We start from the raw sequence: 22,030 nt of genomic DNA on the forward strand, positions 1-22,030 counted from the left end.
AAAAATTTCATTTTGCTTTTAATTGTATTTTATCACATATTCGGTAATTATTTGTCTGTTTAACACAATTTAATTAAAATTAGTGCTTATTTTTGAAAATAAAGATAATCCTTATAGAATATGACTCACATTTTGTAAGTAATATACATATAAGGATTATCTAGATATCTTGTATTATAAAATTTTATTCAAACAGACTTTTTAATAACTGACAAATACAATTTAGTAATAACCATATTATGTAATAATATTTATGTTACTAACTAATAAGGCTTATTTCATCAGTAATATTTAGGTACTTGTTACCTATTAAGCTTTTATAGCTTCTAATAAATCATCAACGCTATCTAATTTATCTATAAGCATTGGAACTATTTCATGTAAGTCACCAACTACTCCATAATCAGCAATTTCTAATATTGGAGCTGCTGGGTTTTTGTTTATAGCAATTATGAAATCTGATGATTGCATACCTGCTAAATGTTGTATTGCTCCTGATATACCACAAGCTATGTATAGGTTTGGTTTAACAGTAGTTCCTGTTTGACCTACTTGGTGAGAATGGTCTATCCATCCAGCATCTACAGCTGCACGAGAAGAACCAACTACTCCACCTAATTTGTCAGCTAATTGTTTAAGCATTTCAAATCCTTCAGGTCCACCTAATCCTAGACCACCTGATACTATAACATTTGCATCTGTAAGAGATACTAAATCTTTTTTACTCTTAACTGTTTCTAAAACAGTAGTTCTTATATCATCTTGAGTTATTTTGTAATCTAATGCTATAACTTCACCAGTTCTTGTTTCGTCTTTTTCAGCTTTATCCATAACTCCAGGTCTAACTGTAGACATTTGAGGTCTATGGTTTGGACAAATGATTGTAGCCATTATGTTTCCACCAAATGCTGGACGAGTTTGTTTTATTTTCTTATCTTCTGGGTCTATTTCTAGTTTAGTACAGTCTGCTGTTAATCCAGTTCCTACTCTTGAAGCTATTCTAGGCGCTAAGTCTCTACCTATATGAGTTGCTCCAAAAAGCATTATTTCTGGTTTTATTTCATCTATTGCATCTTTTATTACTTTTGTATATGCATCAGTTGTATATTTTTCTAAAAGAGCATCATCTGCAACATAAACTTTATCAGCTCCATAAGAAATTAATTCTTTAGCTAATCCATCAACATCTTTTCCTAATAATACTGCACAAAGTTCTGCATCTACTTCTTTAGCTAATTTTCTTCCTTCTCCTAATAATTCGATAACTACTGGAGTTATTTTTCCATCTCTTTGCTCTGCAAATATCCATACGTTTTTATAAGAACTTAAATCTTTTATATCATTCATAGTTTGTACTCCTCCAACTTATATAATGTGCTTTTGTTTTAGACCTATTATTATTTTGTTAGCTATTTCGTCAGCTTTACCTTCTAAGATTTCTCCTTTTCCTCTTGGCTCAGGAGTAAATGATCTAAATACTTTAGTTGGTGATGCTTTTAAGCCAACTTCTTCTTTATTTACGTCTAAATCATCAATTGTCCAAACTTTTACATCATGTTTATATGCTTTAACTATTTTATCAACAGACATATATCTAGGTGCATTTAATTCTTTTACTGCTGTTAAAAGTACAGGTGTACTTACTTTAATTAATTCATATCCATCTTCTAATTGTCTTTGAACTATTATGTCTTTTCCTTCTATTTTGAAGTCTTGTACATATGTAACTTGAGGAATGTTTAATTTTTCTGCAATTTGTGGTCCAACTTGTGCAGTATCTCCATCTATTGCTTGTCTTCCTGCAAATATTATATCATAGTCACCTATTTTAGATATTCCTGCTGCGATAGTATTTGATGTAGCCCAAGTATCAGCTCCTCCAAATGCTCTATCACTTAATAATATTGCATCATCAGCCCCCATAGCTAAACACTCTCTTAGCATAAAATCTGCTTGAGGAGGTCCCATTGTTATAACTGTTATAGTTACATCATCATGCTCATCTTTAATTTTTAATGCTTCTTCTAATGCATTTGCATCATCTGGGTTTAATATACTTGGAACTCCATCTCTTATAAGAGTACCTGTTTCTTTATTTATTCTTACTTCGTTAGTATCTGGAACTTGTTTTACGCAAACTAATATTTTCAAAGTCTATACCTCCAATTTCATTAGATTATTTATTATTTTAATACGTTTGATGAAATTACCATTTTTTGAACTTCTGATGTTCCTTCGTATATTGATACGATTCTAGCATCTCTGTACATTCTTTCGATTTCATAATCTTTTATGAATCCATATCCACCGTGAAGTTGTAATGCTTTATAAGCAACTTCATTTGCAACTTCTGCTGCATAATATTTAGCCATTGCAGATTCTTGAGCAACTCTCATTCCTGCATCTCTCTTTTGTGCTGCATCATAAACTAATCCTCTAGCTGCACAAACTTTTGTTTCCATATCAGCTATAGTAAATTGAGTATTTTGGAATTTAGCTATAGGCTTACCAAATTGAACTCTTTGTTTTGTATATTTGACAGCTTCATCTAAAGCACCTTGAGCAATTCCTAGAGCTAAGGCAGCAACACCTATTCTACCTACTTCTAAAGTACCCATTGCTATTTTAAATCCATTACCTTCTTTTCCTATAAGGTTTTCTTTTGGAACTTTAACATTTTCAAATATTAAGTCAGAAGTTTCAGTTCCTCTTATACCCATCTTATCTTCATGAGCTCCTGTTGAGAAACCATCCCATTTGCTTTCTACTATAAATGCTGATGTTCCTCTAAGACCTTTAGATCTATCTGTAACTGCTATTACTATAGCTATATCGCAGAATGGTCCATTAGTTATGAAAGTTTTTCTACCATTTAATATGTAGTGGTCTCCTACTAATTCTGCTGTAGTTTGTTGTCCACCAGCATCAGAACCAGCTCCTGGCTCAGTTAAACCAAATGCTCCTATTAACTCACCTGTTGCTAAACCTCTTAAGTATTTTTGTTTTTGCTCTTCAGTACCATTGTAAAGTATTGGTAATGTAGCAAGAGAAGAACCAGCTGTAACGAAAGTAGCTGTTGAAGCACATCTTCTAGCTATTTCTTCCATTATGATAGCGTAAGAAACATATCCTGCTCCCCCACCACCATATTCTTCTGGGATATTACTGCTTATAAATTTTGTTTCAGCTAATTTTTTGATTAATTCCTTAGGCATTACACCTGTTTTATCCATTTCTGCTGGTAAAGTATCTAATTCTTTACTAACAAAATCTCTTACTGCTTTTCTTAAAAGTTCTTGCTCTTTGTTATATAACATAGCTTCCTCCAATTTTCATATTTTATAGTAAATTTATTTTAATGAACTTAAGCTAAACTCATCATCTCAGCAAATGTTTGAATACGAGTTCTTGCTTGTTCATTATTCTGAGTTTGTTGGTCGATTTCAACATATAAAGTAGGTATTCCACTATCTTCTATATCTTTCTTAACTAAAGGATAATCGTATTCTTCTGGGTCACAGAATTTCATCATACAAAAGATAACACCATCTACATCTTTCTTTTTAACTTCATCTACTATAAGTGACCCACGTTTTTTCTTAGGGTCATAAGCTAATGAACAACCTTCTATGTTTGACCATTGTCTTGCTAATCTTTCTAATGCATCATCACCTGCAGGCACATCTGTTCTGAATTGTCTTGTTTCTTGAGCTAAATCATCAGCTACTACTGCTATATTATTGTCTTCTAAAATATCTAATATATCTTTAGAATCTGCTAATATACCTGTCAATAAAACTTTCTTTCCAGAACAGACTTCTTCTGGCATTGTGTTTAATTTTGCTATTAAATCTTTTACTAATTTAGTGTGTTCTTCTTTTCTCATAAAGAATCCACTTTTAATTACTAAGCTTCTTATTGATGGTTTTATAGTATTAGAATGTTTATAAGCTACTTCAACAAAGTCTCTCATAGTTTTTCTATGTTCATTGTAAATTTCTATACTTTCATGAATTTTTGCTTCTTCTATTTCATAACCACATATTTCTTCAAGTTCTCTTTTTACACCTTTGTATTCACTGATTAGGTATTTTACACCAGCTTCAAGTTTTCTGTTTTGTGGGTGTACTAATGATATATATTTTATGTGAGGTACTGCTGATTTCCAGTTTTGTCCTAAACAAATTAATGTGTCACACATACCTGGTATGATAACTCCAGATAATTCATCATATGCACCTTTTAATCCATACTCTAGACATGATTGCATTATTGAACATGCAAATGCAGGGAAATATTGTTTAGCTAAATCTAATTCTGTTTGTCCTCCCCATATACCAACTGGAAGCATTCCAGCTGCATGTATAATTTCTTCTGGGCAATAAACTGGGAAACAACCTATAGCTTTTTTACCAGTTGCATTTTTATATTCTTTTACAGCCTTATTTGGATTTTCAACTACTTCTTTCATTTTAGATAAAATAGCTTCCATTATATCTCACCTCTATTAAGTTTTTTTCTTTCTTCCATTACTTCAACTAAACCTTGAATTCTTGTTTCAAATTGAGCATTAGTAAAGGCTCTAGGGTCAGCTTGGTCACCATCAAATCCAGCATATGGTAATCCAGTTTCTTCAGCTGCTCTTCTTTGCATTTCATATTGTATTAAACTCATAAGTTTACAGCTTCTGTTCATATGATAGAATGCTCCATCACATTTACCCTCTACTAAAGAATCAACTCTATATTTTGTCATACGGTCTAAGTTTACATTGTTAAACATAGTACTGTATGCTACTGCCATTCCATCTAAATCATTAACTTCATATTGTAATGCCCAAGCATGTGGATAAACACTACCTGTCATATTAACTCCAAATTTAGCTAATGTTTTCATTTTATATCCAATATATGGCCAGCAAGGTATACCTTCCATCATTATTCTATACTTTTCTTCTCCTCTGAAAGAAGATTTTCCAGTTTTCATATTATCTTCTAACTCTTCTATAAGTAATTTAAATGCTTCTGTAGTTTCTTTTTTACCTCTAGCACAAACTATTACAGCCATATAAGTAAATAAATCAAATCCATTCATTGGTGAAGGAGAAGAATCTGCTGGTAAACTCATAGAATATTTCCATAGTCTTCCGTTCTCAGCTGATACTTTCATTACTTCTTCAAATTTCTTAGGGTCAAATTTCTTTCCTGATATAATTTCTAACTGTTTTATAGCCTCTTCAAATTGAGCTTTTATATAGTCTATTCTAGATTGAGTTACTTCATCTTCATTATTGAAAGTTGTATCAATCATTATTAAAGGTATATCTAATTCTCTTGAAATATTTTCATACCATTTTATAACTTGATTACATATATTATTACAGCAAAGTAGGAAATCTGGAGCTGGCATATCTAAAGCTTCACATCCACCATTTTCTAAAAGACCAAAGTTTGTTCTTGCATATGCACATAGGTCGATAGAATATCCTTTAGATTCAGCCATTTCACATAATTCTAAAGAACCTTTTTTAGCCGCTACCCCAGCTGCTTGATTTTCTGGATATAATACATTTAAGTCAAATACTTCTGCTAACTCTTGAGGAAATACTGATGTTGACCAACCTACAGGTCTTCCTTCTTCTTTAGCTTTAAATGCATTTGCATATTGTTCAGCTAATAAATCGTTTATTACTACTCTAGCTTCTTTTTTTTCAGACATTGTCATCCCTCTTTTTATATATTTTTCACTTCTTTTTGTGATTCTTTTGCTTCATCAAAAGCATATAATGCTGCTCCTAAAGCACCAGTTAATTGAGGTATATCAGGTACAATAATTTCTGTATTGATTTCTCTTGCCATAGCTCTTACAATTCCACTATTTCTGGCAACTCCACCAACCATTACTACGTTTCTTTGTACTCCTATTCTTTTTGCTAGGCTAGAAACTCTCTTTGCTACTGAAGTGTGAATACCTGCTACTATATCTTCAATTTTTGCATTTTCTGATAAGTGTGATATAACTTCAGATTCTGCAAACACTGTGCATGTACTACTTATTGATACTTCATTTTGAGAATTCATAGATATACTTCCGAGTTCAGATACATCAACCTCTATTATTTTTGCCATTACATCTAAAAATCTTCCTGTACCTGCAGCACATTTGTCATTCATAAGAAAGTTTAGTAATCTTCCATTCTTATCTAGCTTTAGTACTTTAGCATCTTGACCACCTATATCAATAATGGTTCTTGTTTCTGGAATTATGAAGTTTACTCCTCTAGCATGACAACTTAACTCACTTATCTGTTTGTCAGCATCAGAATATTTCATTCTCCCATATCCTGTAACTACTATTTTTTCAATGTCTTCTCTTCCAAGGCCTGACTCACTGTATAATTTTTCCAAAACTCTTGATGGTCCAGTAGTCCCAGTACCAGAAGATATCGTAGCTGAAGCCACAATATCCTCTCCATCTTTTAAAATTACTCCCTTTGATGCAGTTGAACCTATATCTAATCCCATTGTATACATCTTTAGTATTCTCCTTTCCCAAAATCTAGAAATACTAATTAGTATCTTACAACTTTATCTTCTTTTAAGTTATTTATTTTTGATTCGTCATATCCTAAAGTTTTTAATACTTCTATAGTATGTTCCCCTACTTTTGGTGCTGGTGTATAATCTTTTATTCCTTCATTTCTAAACATAACTGGAGTATTAACTAAAACACCTGTATTTCCACTATCATATGTCTTCTTAAATAAGAAGTCATTTGCCCAAGCTTGTTCATCATCTAGTAAATCTTCACAGCTTTGGATTTTTTCAAATGGTAAGTCTGCTTCTTCTAATAAAACTGACCACTCATCTAATGTTTTTTCTAACATAGCTTCTCCAACTATCTTAACTAAATCTTCAATGTGATTAACCATTGAATCTATGTTGTTGTATCTATCATCTTCTAATATATATTCTCTATTTATAACCTTACAGAATTTGCCTAACCACTTATTGTATTGTATTAAAGCTAATTGAATCCATCTTCCATCTTTACATTTATATGTAGTCATTAATGGGCTGTTTGGATTTTCTCTTGATAAAGGCATTTCATTTCCATATTGTGCTGTTGTTATCATTGTTCCCATTCCATATATAGCTGTATGGAAAAGACTTACTGTTACTCTTTCACCTACACCAGTTTTTCCTTTTTTATGTAATGCTGCTAAACTTCCTGCTGCTAATGCTAAACCTGCATAGTGGTCACCAAATCCTGCTGCTGTATTTGCTGGAGATGTTCCTTTTTCCATTACAGATTGGCTAACTCCTCCTCTTGCAAAGTATGCAGTATAGTCAAATCCTGGTTTATCTTTTAAAGGTCCTTTTTCACCATATCCTAATATTTGAGCAAATATTAGTCCTGGATACTTATCTTTTATTTGGTCATAAGCTATACCCATTTTTTCTAATGCTTGAACTCTAACATTAGTTACAAATATGTCTGCTTCTGATATTAATTTATGTAATATTTCTATTCCTTCTTTTGATTTTATATTAATACTTACACCCTTCTTATTTCCATTTTCTAATTCAAACATAGGGTTTTCATCATCTGATGCTGGAGATTTAAATGTTCCACCCATAACTCTTATTCCATCACCTTCTATAGGCTCAACTTTAATAACATCTGCACCCCAGTCACCTAACATTTTTGCACAACATGGTGCTGCGATGAAACTTGAAAGTTCTACTACCTTAACTCCTTCTAAAAGCATAACGTTTTCCTCCTTAATAGTATCAATTATAAAAATTCAATTAAATCACATATAAAGTACTTTTTTCTGATATTAACTATTTGATGTCAAAGTTCCTAATCTTATTGAGATAACTTATAAAATTATTAAAAGTTATAAATGATTATTTTTTATATTTTTTATTGTCTTACACCTATATTGTTAAGCATTTATCGTGCCAACTTTATATTTAAGCAAAATATCGCTTGATTTGAATGTTTTTTAACAATATACAATTGCATTATTAATTTCATATCGTGGCATCATGCAACTCTCCATAGCATTTTGCCATTTTTTTTATGCCTTTAAAAGTTTTTTTTATATATTTTTTTATGAAAAAGCTTGACTTTTCAAAAAAAATTTTCATTGCTAAACTCAAAAACACATGCTATCATTGTAATTAATCAATTGATTAGTTAACTAATTTAAAACTTAGATAATTTTTTAATAATATTTAATCTAAAAAATAACAATTTCTTTGATAAATGTTTAGAGCAATTATTATCTTAAATAAAAAATAACTAAATATCAAAATAACACAGGGAAAACAATTTCAAAACTAAATTTTTAACCTTAAAAATTTTGTATAAAAATATAACCTTATATTGCTACATATTATTTCTAAATGAAAAATTACCATATAATTTAATAATTACAGGAGGGTATTGATATGAAAATACTAGTATTTGGAGCACGCGATTATGAAGAACCAGTAATAAAACAATGGTCTGAAGAACATAAGGATGTTCAAGTGGATATTTATCCTGAAAACATGACTGAAGAAAATGTAGTAAAAGCTAAAGGATATGATGGTATATCTATACAACAAACTAACTATATAGATAACCCTTATATTTATGAAACTTTAAAAGATGCTGGGGTTAAGGTTATAGCTTCAAGAACTGCAGGGATGGACATGATACATTTTGGTTTAGTTAATGAAAATGGACTTATTGTTACAAATGTTCCTTCTTATTCACCTAATGCAATAGCTGAATTAGCTGTTACTCAAGCTATGAACCTTTTAAGAAAGACTCCTTTAGTAAAGAAAAAAGTCTGTGAAGGTGACTATCGTTGGATAGCTGAACTTCTTGGAACAGAAGTTAGATCTATCACAGTTGGTGTTATAGGTACAGGAAAAATAGGTGCTACTTCTGCCAAATTATTCAAAGGCTTAGGAGCTAATGTAATTGCATTTGACCAATATCCAAATAAAGATTTAAATGATATATTAACTTATAAAGATTCTTTAGAAGACCTTCTTAAAGAAGCTGACCTTATAACATTACATACTCCTTTACTTGAAGGAACAAAACATATGATAAATAAAGATACTTTAGCTATAATGAAGGATGGCGCTTACATAGTAAATACTGGTCGTGGTGGTTTAATTAAGACAGGGGACTTAATAGAAGCACTAGAAGCTGGAAAAATAAGAGCTGCTGCCCTTGATACATTTGAAACTGAAGGATTATTCTTAAATAAAAAAATGAACCCAGGTGAATTAACTGACCCAGAAATCAACAAACTTCTTTCTATGGAGCAAGTTATATTTACTCATCACCTTGGATTCTTCACTAGTACAGCGATAGAAAATATAGTTTATTCTAGTTTAAGTAGTGCTGTAGATGTTATAAGCACAGGAACTGCTGCTAATAGAGTAAATTAGTATTTTATAAATATATTTTTTCATTAATTAGCTATTATCTAACAAAATAGCCTTTAATTTCCCAAATATAAGAGAGTCTATTCAATATACATTGAGTATGACTCTCTTATATTATTTTTCTTATTTTATATTATTTGTATACACCTACTATTTGTTATATTTTATATCAAATTTACAACAACCTTTCTAATTATCCTATTAAATTATCCTAATTACAATCTACTTTTCCATCAAAAGACTTTGAATGGGTACAATTCACTTTTTACCAGAAAAATACCAAACAAACTATGAAAATTGTATGATTAATATTAATATATTTATAAGAAAACATTACAAGAATACTAGTTTGGGATTTTTGAGGAGGGATTATATTGGAAAAAATGAATAAAGCTACTTCTAAAAAGACGACCTGTATCGTCACTTCAGCGCTATTTGCGTCTATAATATGTTTGACAATAGCTTATATATTACATATTCCAGTTGGTGGAAACAATGGATATGTTCATATAGGAGATGCCTTTATTTATCTAGCTGCAACTATTTTACCAACAAACTATGCTATAGCAGCCTCTGCAATAGGCGCTGGTCTAGCTGATTTATCTACAGGAGCTGCAATATGGGTAATACCAACTATAATTATAAAGCCAATACTCGTATTATTTTTCACTTCTAAAAGTGACAAGATAATAAATAAACGAAATATAATTGCTTCATTTGTAGCAGGCATAGTAGGTCTAGTTTTATATATGTTTGCTGAGGGAATAATTATTGGAAGCTTTACAAGTGCTTTTGTAATGAGTTTACTTGGTTTGTTACAGCCAATAGGAAGCTTTATTGTGTTTGTACTTCTAGGGATAGCACTTGATAAACTTGATTTTAAAAGACGTTATTTTAACTAAAAACTTAAATTTATGGAGGGAAAATTATGAATATCTTATATACAATTGAAAACAGTATCTATGTAAATATAACTAATACATGTCCATGTAGCTGTGTGTTTTGCATAAGAAATGAAAAAGATGAAGTAGCAAATAGTGGTAGCTTATGGTTAGAACACGAACCAAGTATTAATGAAGTAAAAGAAGCCTTTGACAAATATAATTTAGATGAATATGATGAAATTGTATTTTGTGGATATGGTGAACCACTAATGAGAATAAATGAATTAATAGAAGTTGCTAAATTTGTAAAAGGGAAAAGTAATATCAAAACAAGAATAAATACAAATGGTCTAAGTGATTTAATACACAATAAAAAAACTGCTATTATGTTAAAAGATGTGATAGATGCAGTATCAATAAGTCTTAATGCTCCAAATAAAGAAGCTTATAATAGAGTTACTCAACCAAAGTTTGGAGAAAAATCATTTGACTACATGTTAGATTTTGCAAAAGATTGCAAAGAATATATAAAAGAAGTTGCCTTTTCAGTAGTAGATGAAATATCTCCAGAGGAAATAGAAGAATCTAAACAATTAGCAAAAGAACTTGATATACCACTTAGAGTTAGACATAAAAACTAACAATTATAAATTAGTATTTAAAACCTTAATACAAAGTTGACATATGAAAATAGTTAACTATAGGTGGGTCTTTAAAATAACATAATAAAATATTATCTATTTAGTTAATGTTTTATTACTTTTAATACCTTTCTTGATAACAGAATCATTCTTTGCTATAACCCACATGTAAGTCAGAAGAAATATGACTATGTCTAACAAGGCCAGAAAACTTTTTAAGAAAATACATAAAAAATAGAAAAAATATAAAGTAGTGAATTAGAGAAAAAACTTGATAATATTTCCTTTCCCTATGATGGTATGGAAATTATAGTCTGAAGCATTGAATAATAAGCACAATGAAAAGTCAGAAAATATTAATATATAGTTTGTCTAAAGTCTGAGCTGGTGCAAATTCTCTGCACCAGCTACAACATGTTTTACCCCATCACATTTTTGTTTATCTAGCCCTTTATAGACTTCCATCATCTCTCTGATTTATCAATTAAAGCAATAACAACCATCCACCAATTAATATAAGAATTGAACCTGGTATTTTCTCCTTGATATTTTCTTTAAATATAAAGTGAGCAAGTATTAAGGTTATTATCATAGAAACTTGAGAAAATGGTTCTGCTATACTGAGTTCTAAATTATTTAAAGCAATTAATAATGCTAGATAAGAATATCCATTAATAGCACCACTTAAAATTGAAAGTCCCTTCTTATTACTAAATATTTCATAGATTACTCTTTGTTTCTTTTTAAATGCTAAAAAGACAAATAGATTTAATCCAACAAAAAAGTAAAGTATCGTTGAATATAGTATAGGAGATACTTGAACATAAAATGCCTTATCTAATACCCTTCCTACTGATTGAAAAAATATGTACAAAAACATCAATCTACATGGTAGATTATTTAGAATGGCAGATGCATTTTTTAATAAAGAACTTACATTTTTTAATATAAATACTCCACCTATCATAATTATAATTCCTGCAACTTTTGCTAAACTAAAACTTTCGCCTAAAAATACAACTGATAAAAGCAATAGAAATAGTGAGTTTAAACTGTTTATTGGAGTTACAAGTGAAACTTCACCAGTTGCTAGAGATGTTACATATGCTACTGACCCAATCGAATAAACTAAGCTACTTATATAGCATGGTATTAAAAAAGACCAATCTCCAACCTTACTCATTATACTAAATGGTAGTAAACATACTCCACCTATAAAGAAAAATAAAAATGATGAAGCTATATTTTTATAAATATCGCCTTCCTCATCACCTAATAATCTTACAACTACTCTTTCAAAGGCTAACAGCACTACTCTAATTAATAGTGCAAAATAAGATATTATCATTTTTGACCTCACTTAAAAATTAATCTGAATTACTGAATATACTTACTAAATCTCATTATTATAAATCAAATCTACCATATAGGCAAATCTTTTGGGTTTTTCAATATCTTATGTTTAAATACAGGTACCTTAAGCTTTTCCCCTAACTTACGACATTGTTCTTTATAAGTCCCCTTTAATTTATCATGAAAAACTATACCATCAATTCCACCATCAATACTGTCTACACACTTTTCTAATTTTTCAAATCCATCTTCATTATCATACATTCCACTTACAATCCATTGATTTGGTAATACATGCCCAATTGATATATTGTATTCTCCATTTTTTATAATGTCTGAAAAAGAATTTTCAAAGTGAACTCCTCCTACACACAGTAAAGTTTTTATAGGCTCATCACTATCAAATACTCTAATTAGAGACTTCGATAATACTTGTATTGCTGTCTTATTATTAAAACTATTACTATTACTTCCTATCTCAATATCTAACATAGGTACAGAATATTCTGTAATTAATTTAGCTACTTCACCATATGTAGTTCCAGACCAGTGAGTTGCTTCTGTTAATGTAGTGAATTCATCAAGGGAGTTTTCATTTTTTATATCTTCAATTGCATTAATTAAGTTTCTAAAATATTTTGGATTTGAATTTCCAAACTCGCCTGTTGGTACATCTCCAATAGTATGAGCTGTTAGAATATTTTCTGGAGCATTCTCTCCTTCATGCCAATTCACAACTCCTGCAAAATCAAAATCTTTGAAATACTTATTTAAAATTGGCAGATAATATTTATAATCATGACTTATTACATTTTCCGTTTTTACAAACTGGAATAAGTTATTGTTTTCATCTATAAATTCTAATACAAAGTTATCATCAACAATAATATCAGTCTGCTTTAAATCCATTACTTCCTCACAACAGTTAATTACATTTTTAGCCACTGGGTCTTTATCTAAATTATTACAAAAGAAGAAAACTGCTTTTTTGTTATTCATCTATAAATCACACTCCTATTATTTAAATATTATATACTCTCCTACTTAAAATCATCTAAATATTACTATATACTCCATTCAATTATTATACATAATATACTACCATACTTATTTTAGCTACACCTCTCCCTGAGTTTCTATATACATGTGATACATCAGCTTTAAATCTTATAGAATTCCCACTAGATACAATATAATCCTCTCCATTTATTTTAATAGTTATTTCACCACTAAAAACTGTAATAAACTCTTGAGTTCCTGGAAGTTCCGCATTTGAATCCAACGTTCCACCCTCTTCTATCTCAATCATAAATATTTCAAATCTTCTCTTGGAATCAAATGGAAATATAGGATAACTTACATATTTTCCATCATCTTCAATAAAATGGTCTACATCCTTTTTATCAACCAATTCTATCTCACTTTCTTGTCTTTCCATCAATGATGTAAATGATATTTTTAATCCATTCGTTATTTTCTTGATAGTAGATATAGTTGGATTCACTTCACATTTTTCAATTTGAGACAACATACTCTTACTTACTCCACTAAGTTGAGAAATTTTATCTAAGCTAAGATGTTTTTCTTTCCTTATTTTTTTTAAGTTTTCAGCAATTATTTCATTTAAATTCTGCATAAATTCACCTCGACTATACTTATACAATCATAAGCATATTTAATTATTTTATCTAAAGACAGTAACTTATTTTAAAACATTCTAGACAATATACTGTACATTATGTTTAATATATAATACTTTTTTAAGAATGTAAATACTATTCTAAAGTTTTCTTTAAAAATAAGCAAATAAAAAAGCTAGAAGTCTATGTTTTTACAAGACTACTAGCTTTTGCTATCATAAAATTGTATTTTAACTATAAAACTTAGATGCTCCTATCAGTTGTCTTTTGGAAACAATCTTAGCTAGATTAGCTAATGAAGATATTTTTATATCCTTAAAAGAAACTAAAAATACAAACTTAAAATCAGTGAATTCTTGATTTATATTATATATATCAAAATAGCATCTCAAATTATCAAATAGGTAATTTTCTTGCAAATCTGCTTCTATTTCATCAGTAGCATCTTTTAAATATGCTCTTACATCTTCAAATAAGACATTGAAATAAGACTCATCTATTTCCTCACCCAATTCTTCTAATATTTCTTCTATATCTAAATCATCCATATCAAAAGAATTTCCTGTCAATTGACAATCAAACACCAATATATTCTCCTGATTTATAGTATTTGATATATCTTGTACATATTCAAAGTCTGGACGTAATTCTAAAATGTCTTTTATCTCACTACTCTTTACATGAATTTTTCCTTTTCTGTTTTCTAGTTTTAAATCTATCATATGCTCCCCCTTTCAAATTATAAGTCTTTTAATTACTTTCTTCTATAATCTTTTTAATATCTATCCAGTTATTAACTCTAATTATGTTTTGATGTTCAATATCTTTATTATAGTTAGTATCTAAAAGTATTACTTTAACACCTGCATCAGCCAATTGGACTGAGTTTAAAGGGTTATCTTCTATAAATATATCACAACTCAGTTCTCTTGCCTTTTCAACTTTATAATCACTTCCTAATAAGTAAACATCTATATCTAAAATTCCTTGTCTAATTAACCAGTTTTTAGTTACATCAGTTAAACACTCATGTCTAGCTGTTACAAAAGATAAATTATGCCCCTTAGATAATTCCTCTATTACTTCAATAGCTCCTTCTACAATTTCTGCTTCATCATATGAATGTACATACTTATCATTAAATTCTGCATATACATCCCTTATTCCTGAACCATATAATTCTTCCCAATTGTGAGTTATACACTCTGACTCTGTAATGTTTTTATTGAATATATCATTTAGGTATGGAAGAAAATGATAAGGGCTAGTTATTGTTCCATCTATATCAATACATATATTTAATTTGTTCATTTTTACCTCCATGTAACATTTATTGATTTTATTAATCAAATATTATAGCACAGCTTTAATTATAAATCAAAATCATATATATGACTATACCTATATAATACCAAAAAGCTTGCATATTTAAGCAAGCTTTTTGTAAATTTTACATTTTCAACTAATATATAAGTTTTTCTAAAGTTGGTTCTACTCCAAATTGTGTTTTTAGTTCTCTATATTCATTTAATGCTTTTTCATTATTTGTTTTAGTTTTTATTGCTCTTATCATTAAATTTTTTGGTGTATCTAATGGGGATATGTATTCTACCACAGAAGTATCGTATCCATTTCCTTCTAGCAATAACGTTCTTAAACCATCAGTTATTAAGTCTGCAAATCTAGCTTTAAATACTCCATGTTTTAATATTGGTTCCATAGCTTCATATTTATACTGTCCTAATAACTCCTTATGACAGCATGGTACTACTACTATAGCTTCTGATTTTGCTCTAATTCCTAATCCTATAGCCATATCTGTTGCTGTATCACAAGCATGTAAGCTTATTACAAGGTCAACATCTCTATTAGGTGTATAATTAGTTAAATCCTCTTTTATAAATGACATATTTTTATAGCCTAAGTTTTTAGCCATCTTCTTTGACGCTTCTATAACTACATCTGAATAATCTATTCCTATAAAATAACAGTTTTTCTTTAATACTTCTTTTATATAGAAATTTAGTACAAAACTTAGATATGATTTACCACAAGCACAATCTAATATTGTTATACAGTCTTTGTCTTTTATTTCTTTTAAAATATTGTCTATAAGCTCCACAAAGTGGTCTATTTGATTATACTTTCTTATTTTATCATTTTTTATTTTACCATCTTTTGTAAGTACTCCAATTTCTTTTAAAAGTGCATTTGCTTGTCCTACTTTTACATAGTACTCTCTGTTTTTTATTTGAGATGCTGTAAATTCATCTATTTTCGGTACTTCTTCTTTATTATCTAGATACTTTACATTTACTTTTTTATTGTCTCCTTCTATTACGACAATAGTACCTCTTTCAATATATCTAAATACTAGCCCATCATAATTTTCCGCTTCTTTAGATATATTTTTTAACAATTCACTAAATGTATGTAACTCTGACTTGCCTTTAAAATTAAATTTGTACTTACCTTCTTCTTCTATTGCAATTCCTTTAAATTCTTTTCTTCCTGATTTAAAAACTACTTCTAATTCAATAAAAAAATCTTCATTTTCAAGGTTTCTCTGAGTAATCCCCATAAAAAACATATTTAGTTTTCCTATACTCTGCTTATTCATACTAATCTCCCTTTTAACTTATCTCTTTAACTCTTAATCAATAGTATTTGACCCATCTATTTCTTCATTTAAATCATTCAATCTATTTTTAAAACTTTCTATCTGCTTATCTGATAAATCAAGATACTCAGTTATCTTGCCTATATATTTAGGACTTTTAGTATCTATTAATTTTAAGGCACTATCCATGGACTTTTGTCTAAGTTCATACGCCTTTTTTACATCATCTCTAGCACTACTTAATACCTTTGTATATTCATCCTTAGAAAGTTCTGGGATTTGCATATTCTCATATTCTTCTATAACTTCTTTACACTTATTTCTAGCATTTGTAACATCTTTTTTTATACTAGATAATTTAGTTATATTTTTTGCAATATCCTTAGTATAAGGTATACATTCTCTCATTGGTACTAAAGCTACTCTTTCTATATTATAAATTTCTTTCTTGAAAATTCCTATACTTTCTAGGTCTATTTTTTTTATATCTTCACTATCATTTTCTTTACTTGTATAAGTATCTTTGTTTTCTCCAGTATTTACTTGTTTTTCTGATTCACTATTTGTTGAAGTATTTCTTTCTAAATCATTATTCTTTGTTACATCTTTTTGATTTTCTTCTTTATTATTTTCTGTACTTTGTGTATTTTTCTCTTGCTTATTATCTACTTTTTTGTTGTTTGATTCTTTGCTATTTTTTTTATCTTGTTTTAAATCTTCTTCTTCTTTTTCATTAAAATTTGATACATATTTCTCATCATATGTCTCATCAGAAATATAATTATGATAATACATAGATTCTTTTATCTTATTAAGTCCACTCATATAGATGTTACTTATCATTATTGTTGTAGCTAATACTACATAAATACTACTGTAGATACAAGACCTCTTAAAATTCTTGTAATTTCTGAATATCACTATCAAAGGAATAAGATATAAAAATATAAAAACTAATATCCACCTCATAAATCGTGTCTCCTTTCTCAAAACCGAAATCCCTCAAATATTTATTTTTAATCATGTATCTTATAGTATTTACCAATTTATGTTTTTTAATCGTGAACTTTTATTAAATTAAATTCTGTATAATCACAAGATGCTAATATATATTCAACTCCATTTCGAATTCCTTTTAGACCCATTTTAAAAGACTCTTTACCATGCAAGTGACCATAAATCACCTTTTCAACATTATATTCTTCAAATAATTTTGTAAATAAAGACTCCTCTAATCTATCATTTGTAGGAGGATAATGAGTGATTACTATTATTTTGGAATAACCTTTTTTACGGGCAGACTCTAATGACAGCCTTAATCTATTTTCTTCTCTTCTATAAACTTTTTCATCAGTCTCATCAAATTTAACATCATTGGGACATATCCAACCTCTACCTCCACAAATTGCATACTCTCTATATTCATAGAAATTTGTTTGAATAAAACGCATATTTTCATATAGCTTATTCAAACTTGTAACTGTTGTCCACCAATAGTCATGATTTCCCTTTATAAGTATTTTTTTACCTGGAAGTTCATTTATTATATCTAAGTCTTTTTTAGCTTCTGATAAATTAATTCCCCAAGATGTATCTCCTAATACTAATACTACATCTTCTTCTGTAACAACCTCTTTCCAATTATCTATAATCTTTTTTTCATGACCATCCCAATTACTACCAAAGATATTCATTGGTTTATTTACTGATGTTGAAAAATGTAAATCACCTATTGCATATAAACTCATAACATCATTCCTTCCTTGATTAAACTAAATAGGCTGTCTCTTCTTAGAAATTATTTTCCATTAAGAGGCAGCCCCATTAATATTTAGTAAATTTTCTCTATAAGTAGCTTTATTGAACCACTCTATCATCTACCTTGTTATCCTTATATTGCTCTAATAACATATCTATTTCTTGTTTTAATTCTAAAATTTCGGTTATGTTTTTGTCTGTTTCAGTTCTATCCAACTTTCTTTGATACTGCATAGCTTTATGTGTATCACCTAAGTCATATAACTCTTGTATTCTATTTAGAGTGTCTCTAATTGCTATAGACTTCATTTGATACATAGCCTGAGCTTTCATTATATCCTCTCTTATTTCACTCATTTCTTGGTCTAAGAGAAACGCAGCATCAGATGCTCTTCTAAGTCTTTCTGCTAGAGTCTCAGGTATGTAATGGTCATATTTATATTTTAATGAATGTTCTATTGTAGCCCAGAAATTCATTGCAAGAGTTCTTATTTGTATTTCACATATAATTTCTTTTGAGCCCGCAATTGAGTTTATAGGATATTTTATTATAACATGATAGCTTCTATAACCACTATCTTTGTAGTTTGTAATATAATCTTTTTCTCCTATTATAGTCATATCATTTCTTACTTTTATCAAATCAACTATATAATATATATCTTCAACAAACTGGCACATTATTCTTATACCAGCAATATCATCAATTTCAGTTTCTATATCTTTCGCATTTAGCCTTTTTAACTTAGATATTATGGAAGATATTTTTTTTGTCCTTCCTGTGACAAATTCTATGGGAGAATACTCGCCTTTTGCTAAATATTCTTTTCTTATATTTTTAAATTTTATTTTCAATTCTTCTACTGCATGTTCATAAGGTGCTAGTATTTCATTCCATTTTTCGTATTCCATATTGCTCACCCTTTATTTGTTTTTTATGACCTTCTTTATTTTATCATAATTTATTTTGTTTTTGTATAGTAAAGCAATTCTCCATCTTCTAAGATATACCCTATTTCGTCTAAATCAATTAGGTAACTTATAACAGATATCAATGAAGATTTAAAAAAATGATACTCTTTATAATTATTGCTTAAATTATTGTTATTTATAATATTTTTTAGTAAAATTTCTAAAGATTTTGGTTTTTCAAGTAATTGTCTTATTTGGTATAAATATTTCTCTAAAGCATTCAAATGCTTTTCTATTAATTTATAAGCATCTTCTTTTGATATCACTTGTTTTCCATGTCCCAAAACCAAATACTCAAAATCTATACCTTTTAACTTTTCTAACGAGTTCATTTGCTCTTGTATATCATATAAAAATAAGAAATCGAATTTTGATAGAATTTCATCTCCTATCAAAAGGTCTCCCACAAAAATCACCTTATCTTTAGTTAAAACAGCTATACTTCCAGGTGTATGTCCCTGAAATTCAATTATATCAAACATTTCATTATTTAGTTCCAGCCTACCTGCATCTATAGTTTTATCTATTTCTATATCATCTAACATTTTACTTTTTAAAATACTATCCATAAATATATTGCTTTTCCCCCCAACAATATACTTTGAAAATAATTCTGGGTTTTCTATATATAACTTATCGTATTTTGATGACATTACACACACATCTTTATAGTGTTCTTTAAATTGATTACATGCCCCATAGTGGTCATCATGACCATGAGTGTTTATAATATATCTAACTTGTATTTTATTTTCATCTAATACTTTGGTTACTCTTCTGGGCCTCGAACCACATAATCCTGGGTCTATCATAAGTGCTGTATTATCCTCAAACACATATATTCCTGTATTTGTACCACCTTTTATAAAAAAAGTATTTCCTTTTACTTTTGTTAGATTCACCATCTTCACCTCATTTTGACAATATTTATACTACAAGTTATTATTTATTTAATATAAGACTCTAGTAGAATAAGTCTTTTTATTCTATTAATAGTTCTTTTTTTTATTTTAGGTTCTTTAGATATCCTTATTTTTACATTATATGCTAAATCTCTGTAAAATAGCGATTCTATAAGATATTCAACTATGCCTCTATCCTTAAAATCTATATCTATAATGCTATTAGAATATAGTTTTGAATCTAGTATCATAAGTTCATCAAAAAAGCTTAATCTCTCAGATTTACTCAAATAATCTTTACTTGGAATAAAGCTTTCACAATAATCTATTCTATAATTTACCACTTCATCATTTATTTCAAATCCATGTTGTCTCTTCATCAAGTCTTTATAAGCATTATTTTTCTTAGTCACATTATCTAGATTTTTGTTATAGTCCTCTTTTTTCCAATGTCCAAATAATCTACAATTTAGTGGTCTGACTTCATATATTAAACACCTATTATTATCATCTTTGAATGGACATGAATTTTTTTTAGAATACTCTTCAAAATAATAGTCTACTATTTTAATTATACATCTTCTTCTTAAATCCGCTCTATCTTCAAGATAACAAAATATATTCAAAAACTCAATTAAATTTATACCTACCGATTCCATACAACAATTACCACAACCAGAACAATTTCCAGTTGGTAAAGATTCATATACATCATTTAATTTATTAAAGAGCTTATTTTTAGTGGAATAATCTATACAATTTAAAATATCTTTATTTTTTATACTAGTCATTATTATTACTCCTTGTTATAATTATTAAGTTAATACAAACAATTATTATAACATATTTTTTAAATTTAATCGCATGAGGAGGCATTTTATGAATAGATATACAAAAATCATTAATATGATGGGAAGTTACTATACAAAAGACTTTGAAAAAGAAAAAAAGAATGTAATAAAAGTTAGAGAAGTTAAAGAGGATACTGTCAGAAAATTTTTCTTACAAGGTGACTGTGAAGTTCTAGTAGTATTTGAAGATACTGGAAAAGAAATCCTTATTGACGATTTTTCTCCTGAAGAAGATATCAAAAAATACTTAGGAGTAAAATTTATAAATAAAAAAAGATAGTTATTAAAACTAAACATCTAAATTAAATTTTAATAACTACAAGTTATTATTATATACTTTCATAATTAAAAGTTATCTTTTATCTCTTTTTTAGACTTTAAGATAGCTTTTTTTCTATTTTTTGTAAAATAATTCCATAATACACACTAATATTTCACAAAATGATATAATATAACAAATAGATAAATTTTTTAAGTTTCTTAATACTTAATATTTTGCGAGGTGATTTTATGCAAATTTATTTTAGAGTTAAAGCTGTTGGCAAACGTAGACCTATGCTAGAACTTACCCCCTTTGATTTATCTGACAACATCAATTGCCTAAAAGAGGCTATCTCTGAAATTGTATCTAAAAATGTTCTTGAATATAATGAAAAGACCCCAGAAAAATCAATAATAAGCTTTTTAACTAGTGAAGATATTGAGTCTCAAGCTACCATTGGAAAAGTTGGATTCGGCTCTATCTACAATGAAAACAAACAATCTATAGAAAAAGCTATAGAAGTTGCACTACAAGCATTTGAAGATGGAATCTATAAAGTTCTTATAAACGAAGATGTTATTGAAGAACTCAATTCTCCTATAAATTTAAAAGATAGTGATATATTCACTTTTATAAGACTCACTCTACTTGCTGGAAGGATGTTTTAAAATAAATAAATTGGAGGTACATAA

The 22,030-nt window shown here is 28.7% G+C and carries 23 protein-coding genes; 5 read left to right on the top strand and 18 right to left on the bottom strand.

Going from position 1 to position 22,030, the window contains the following annotated elements; translation table 11 throughout:
* Positions 1-309: 309 nt before the first annotated feature.
* Genes IR151_RS14070 through hadA form a run of 7 tightly spaced genes read right to left on the bottom strand, consistent with a single transcriptional unit; the run spans position 310 to position 7,771 of the window.
* Positions 310-1,347, bottom strand: coding sequence for an electron transfer flavoprotein subunit alpha/FixB family protein (locus IR151_RS14070; protein ID WP_227435443.1), 1,038 nt, complete (start codon positions 1,345-1,347; stop codon positions 310-312).
* Between the two features lie 18 nt (positions 1,348-1,365).
* Entirely contained in the window at positions 1,366-2,151 is a 786-nt protein-coding gene (gene etfB / locus IR151_RS14075) for an electron transfer flavoprotein subunit beta (RefSeq protein WP_227435445.1), read from the bottom strand.
* 32 nt (positions 2,152-2,183) lie between these two features.
* On the bottom strand, positions 2,184-3,317 hold the full coding sequence (acdB, locus tag IR151_RS14080) for a putative isocaproyl-CoA dehydrogenase AcdB (RefSeq protein ID WP_227435447.1): 1,134 nt from the start codon (positions 3,315-3,317) through the stop codon (positions 2,184-2,186).
* Positions 3,318-3,364: 47 nt separating this feature from the next.
* Positions 3,365-4,492, bottom strand: coding sequence for a (R)-2-hydroxyisocaproyl-CoA dehydratase subunit beta (gene hadC, locus IR151_RS14085; RefSeq protein WP_227435455.1), 1,128 nt, complete (start codon positions 4,490-4,492; stop codon positions 3,365-3,367).
* Positions 4,492-5,718 (bottom strand): (R)-2-hydroxyisocaproyl-CoA dehydratase subunit HadB, encoded by a 1,227-nt coding sequence (gene hadB, locus IR151_RS14090; protein WP_169468259.1) that lies wholly within the window; start codon positions 5,716-5,718, stop codon positions 4,492-4,494. Before hadB ends, hadC begins: the two co-directional genes overlap by 1 nt.
* A 14-nt stretch (positions 5,719-5,732) precedes the next feature.
* Positions 5,733-6,533 (bottom strand): 2-hydroxyisocaproyl-CoA dehydratase activator HadI, encoded by an 801-nt coding sequence (hadI, locus tag IR151_RS14095; RefSeq protein WP_227435457.1) that lies wholly within the window; start codon positions 6,531-6,533, stop codon positions 5,733-5,735.
* 38 nt (positions 6,534-6,571) lie between these two features.
* Positions 6,572-7,771 (bottom strand): isocaprenoyl-CoA:2-hydroxyisocaproate CoA-transferase HadA, encoded by a 1,200-nt coding sequence (gene hadA / locus IR151_RS14100; RefSeq protein ID WP_227435459.1) that lies wholly within the window; start codon positions 7,769-7,771, stop codon positions 6,572-6,574.
* Between the two features lie 688 nt (positions 7,772-8,459).
* Between hadA and IR151_RS14105 the strand changes: the two genes are divergently transcribed.
* From IR151_RS14105 to IR151_RS14115, 3 genes are all read left to right on the top strand, one after another.
* A complete protein-coding gene (locus tag IR151_RS14105; RefSeq protein ID WP_227435461.1) occupies positions 8,460-9,458 on the top strand; it encodes a D-2-hydroxyacid dehydrogenase in 999 nt (332 codons plus the stop codon).
* Positions 9,459-9,829: 371 nt separating this feature from the next.
* The gene (locus IR151_RS14110; RefSeq protein ID WP_227435465.1) at positions 9,830-10,357 is read left to right on the top strand and encodes a TIGR04002 family protein; all 528 of its coding nucleotides are present in this window, start codon (positions 9,830-9,832) and stop codon (positions 10,355-10,357) included.
* A gap of 26 nt (positions 10,358-10,383) precedes the next feature.
* Entirely contained in the window at positions 10,384-10,980 is a 597-nt protein-coding gene (locus IR151_RS14115; RefSeq protein WP_227435467.1) for a TIGR04100 family radical SAM protein, read from the top strand.
* Positions 10,981-11,464: 484 nt separating this feature from the next.
* Here IR151_RS14115 and IR151_RS14120 read toward each other — a convergent pair whose 3' ends face one another.
* The 11 genes from IR151_RS14120 to IR151_RS14170 all read right to left on the bottom strand — a co-directional run bounded on the left by IR151_RS14120 (position 11,465) and on the right by IR151_RS14170 (position 21,016).
* Positions 11,465-12,328: an EamA family transporter gene (locus IR151_RS14120; RefSeq protein WP_227435468.1), complete on the bottom strand. Its 864-nt coding sequence runs from the start codon at positions 12,326-12,328 to the stop codon at positions 11,465-11,467.
* A gap of 71 nt (positions 12,329-12,399) precedes the next feature.
* On the bottom strand, positions 12,400-13,332 hold the full coding sequence (locus tag IR151_RS14125; protein WP_227435470.1) for a D-aminoacyl-tRNA deacylase: 933 nt from the start codon (positions 13,330-13,332) through the stop codon (positions 12,400-12,402).
* A gap of 85 nt (positions 13,333-13,417) precedes the next feature.
* Positions 13,418-13,969, bottom strand: coding sequence for a helix-turn-helix domain-containing protein (locus tag IR151_RS14130; protein ID WP_227435472.1), 552 nt, complete (start codon positions 13,967-13,969; stop codon positions 13,418-13,420).
* A 234-nt stretch (positions 13,970-14,203) separates the two neighbouring features.
* Positions 14,204-14,695 (bottom strand): hypothetical protein, encoded by a 492-nt coding sequence (locus tag IR151_RS14135; protein ID WP_054272357.1) that lies wholly within the window; start codon positions 14,693-14,695, stop codon positions 14,204-14,206.
* A 28-nt stretch (positions 14,696-14,723) separates the two neighbouring features.
* The gene (locus IR151_RS14140) at positions 14,724-15,284 is read right to left on the bottom strand and encodes a 5' nucleotidase, NT5C type (RefSeq protein WP_227435474.1); all 561 of its coding nucleotides are present in this window, start codon (positions 15,282-15,284) and stop codon (positions 14,724-14,726) included.
* Between the two features lie 151 nt (positions 15,285-15,435).
* On the bottom strand, positions 15,436-16,593 hold the full coding sequence (locus IR151_RS14145) for a class I SAM-dependent methyltransferase (protein WP_227435477.1): 1,158 nt from the start codon (positions 16,591-16,593) through the stop codon (positions 15,436-15,438).
* A gap of 33 nt (positions 16,594-16,626) precedes the next feature.
* Positions 16,627-17,562 (bottom strand): MSCRAMM family adhesin SdrC, encoded by a 936-nt coding sequence (locus IR151_RS14150; protein WP_227435479.1) that lies wholly within the window; start codon positions 17,560-17,562, stop codon positions 16,627-16,629.
* A gap of 86 nt (positions 17,563-17,648) precedes the next feature.
* A complete protein-coding gene (locus IR151_RS14155) occupies positions 17,649-18,341 on the bottom strand; it encodes a metallophosphoesterase (protein WP_227435481.1) in 693 nt (230 codons plus the stop codon).
* Positions 18,342-18,450: 109 nt separating this feature from the next.
* The gene (locus IR151_RS14160; RefSeq protein WP_227435483.1) at positions 18,451-19,263 is read right to left on the bottom strand and encodes a GTP pyrophosphokinase family protein; all 813 of its coding nucleotides are present in this window, start codon (positions 19,261-19,263) and stop codon (positions 18,451-18,453) included.
* 50 nt (positions 19,264-19,313) lie between these two features.
* A complete protein-coding gene (locus tag IR151_RS14165) occupies positions 19,314-20,225 on the bottom strand; it encodes an MBL fold metallo-hydrolase (RefSeq protein WP_413926648.1) in 912 nt (303 codons plus the stop codon).
* Between the two features lie 44 nt (positions 20,226-20,269).
* Positions 20,270-21,016 (bottom strand): YkgJ family cysteine cluster protein, encoded by a 747-nt coding sequence (locus IR151_RS14170; protein WP_227435487.1) that lies wholly within the window; start codon positions 21,014-21,016, stop codon positions 20,270-20,272.
* An 88-nt stretch (positions 21,017-21,104) separates the two neighbouring features.
* Between IR151_RS14170 and IR151_RS14175 the strand changes: the two genes are divergently transcribed.
* On the top strand, positions 21,105-21,356 hold the full coding sequence (locus tag IR151_RS14175; protein ID WP_227435489.1) for a hypothetical protein: 252 nt from the start codon (positions 21,105-21,107) through the stop codon (positions 21,354-21,356).
* Positions 21,357-21,586: 230 nt separating this feature from the next.
* Entirely contained in the window at positions 21,587-22,006 is a 420-nt protein-coding gene (locus IR151_RS14180; protein ID WP_227435491.1) for a hypothetical protein, read from the top strand.
* Positions 22,007-22,030: the final 24 nt, after the last annotated feature.

Origin of the sequence: Clostridioides sp. ES-S-0006-03, assembly GCF_020662275.1 — a bacterium.
GTDB lineage: Bacteria > Bacillota > Clostridia > Peptostreptococcales > Peptostreptococcaceae > Clostridioides.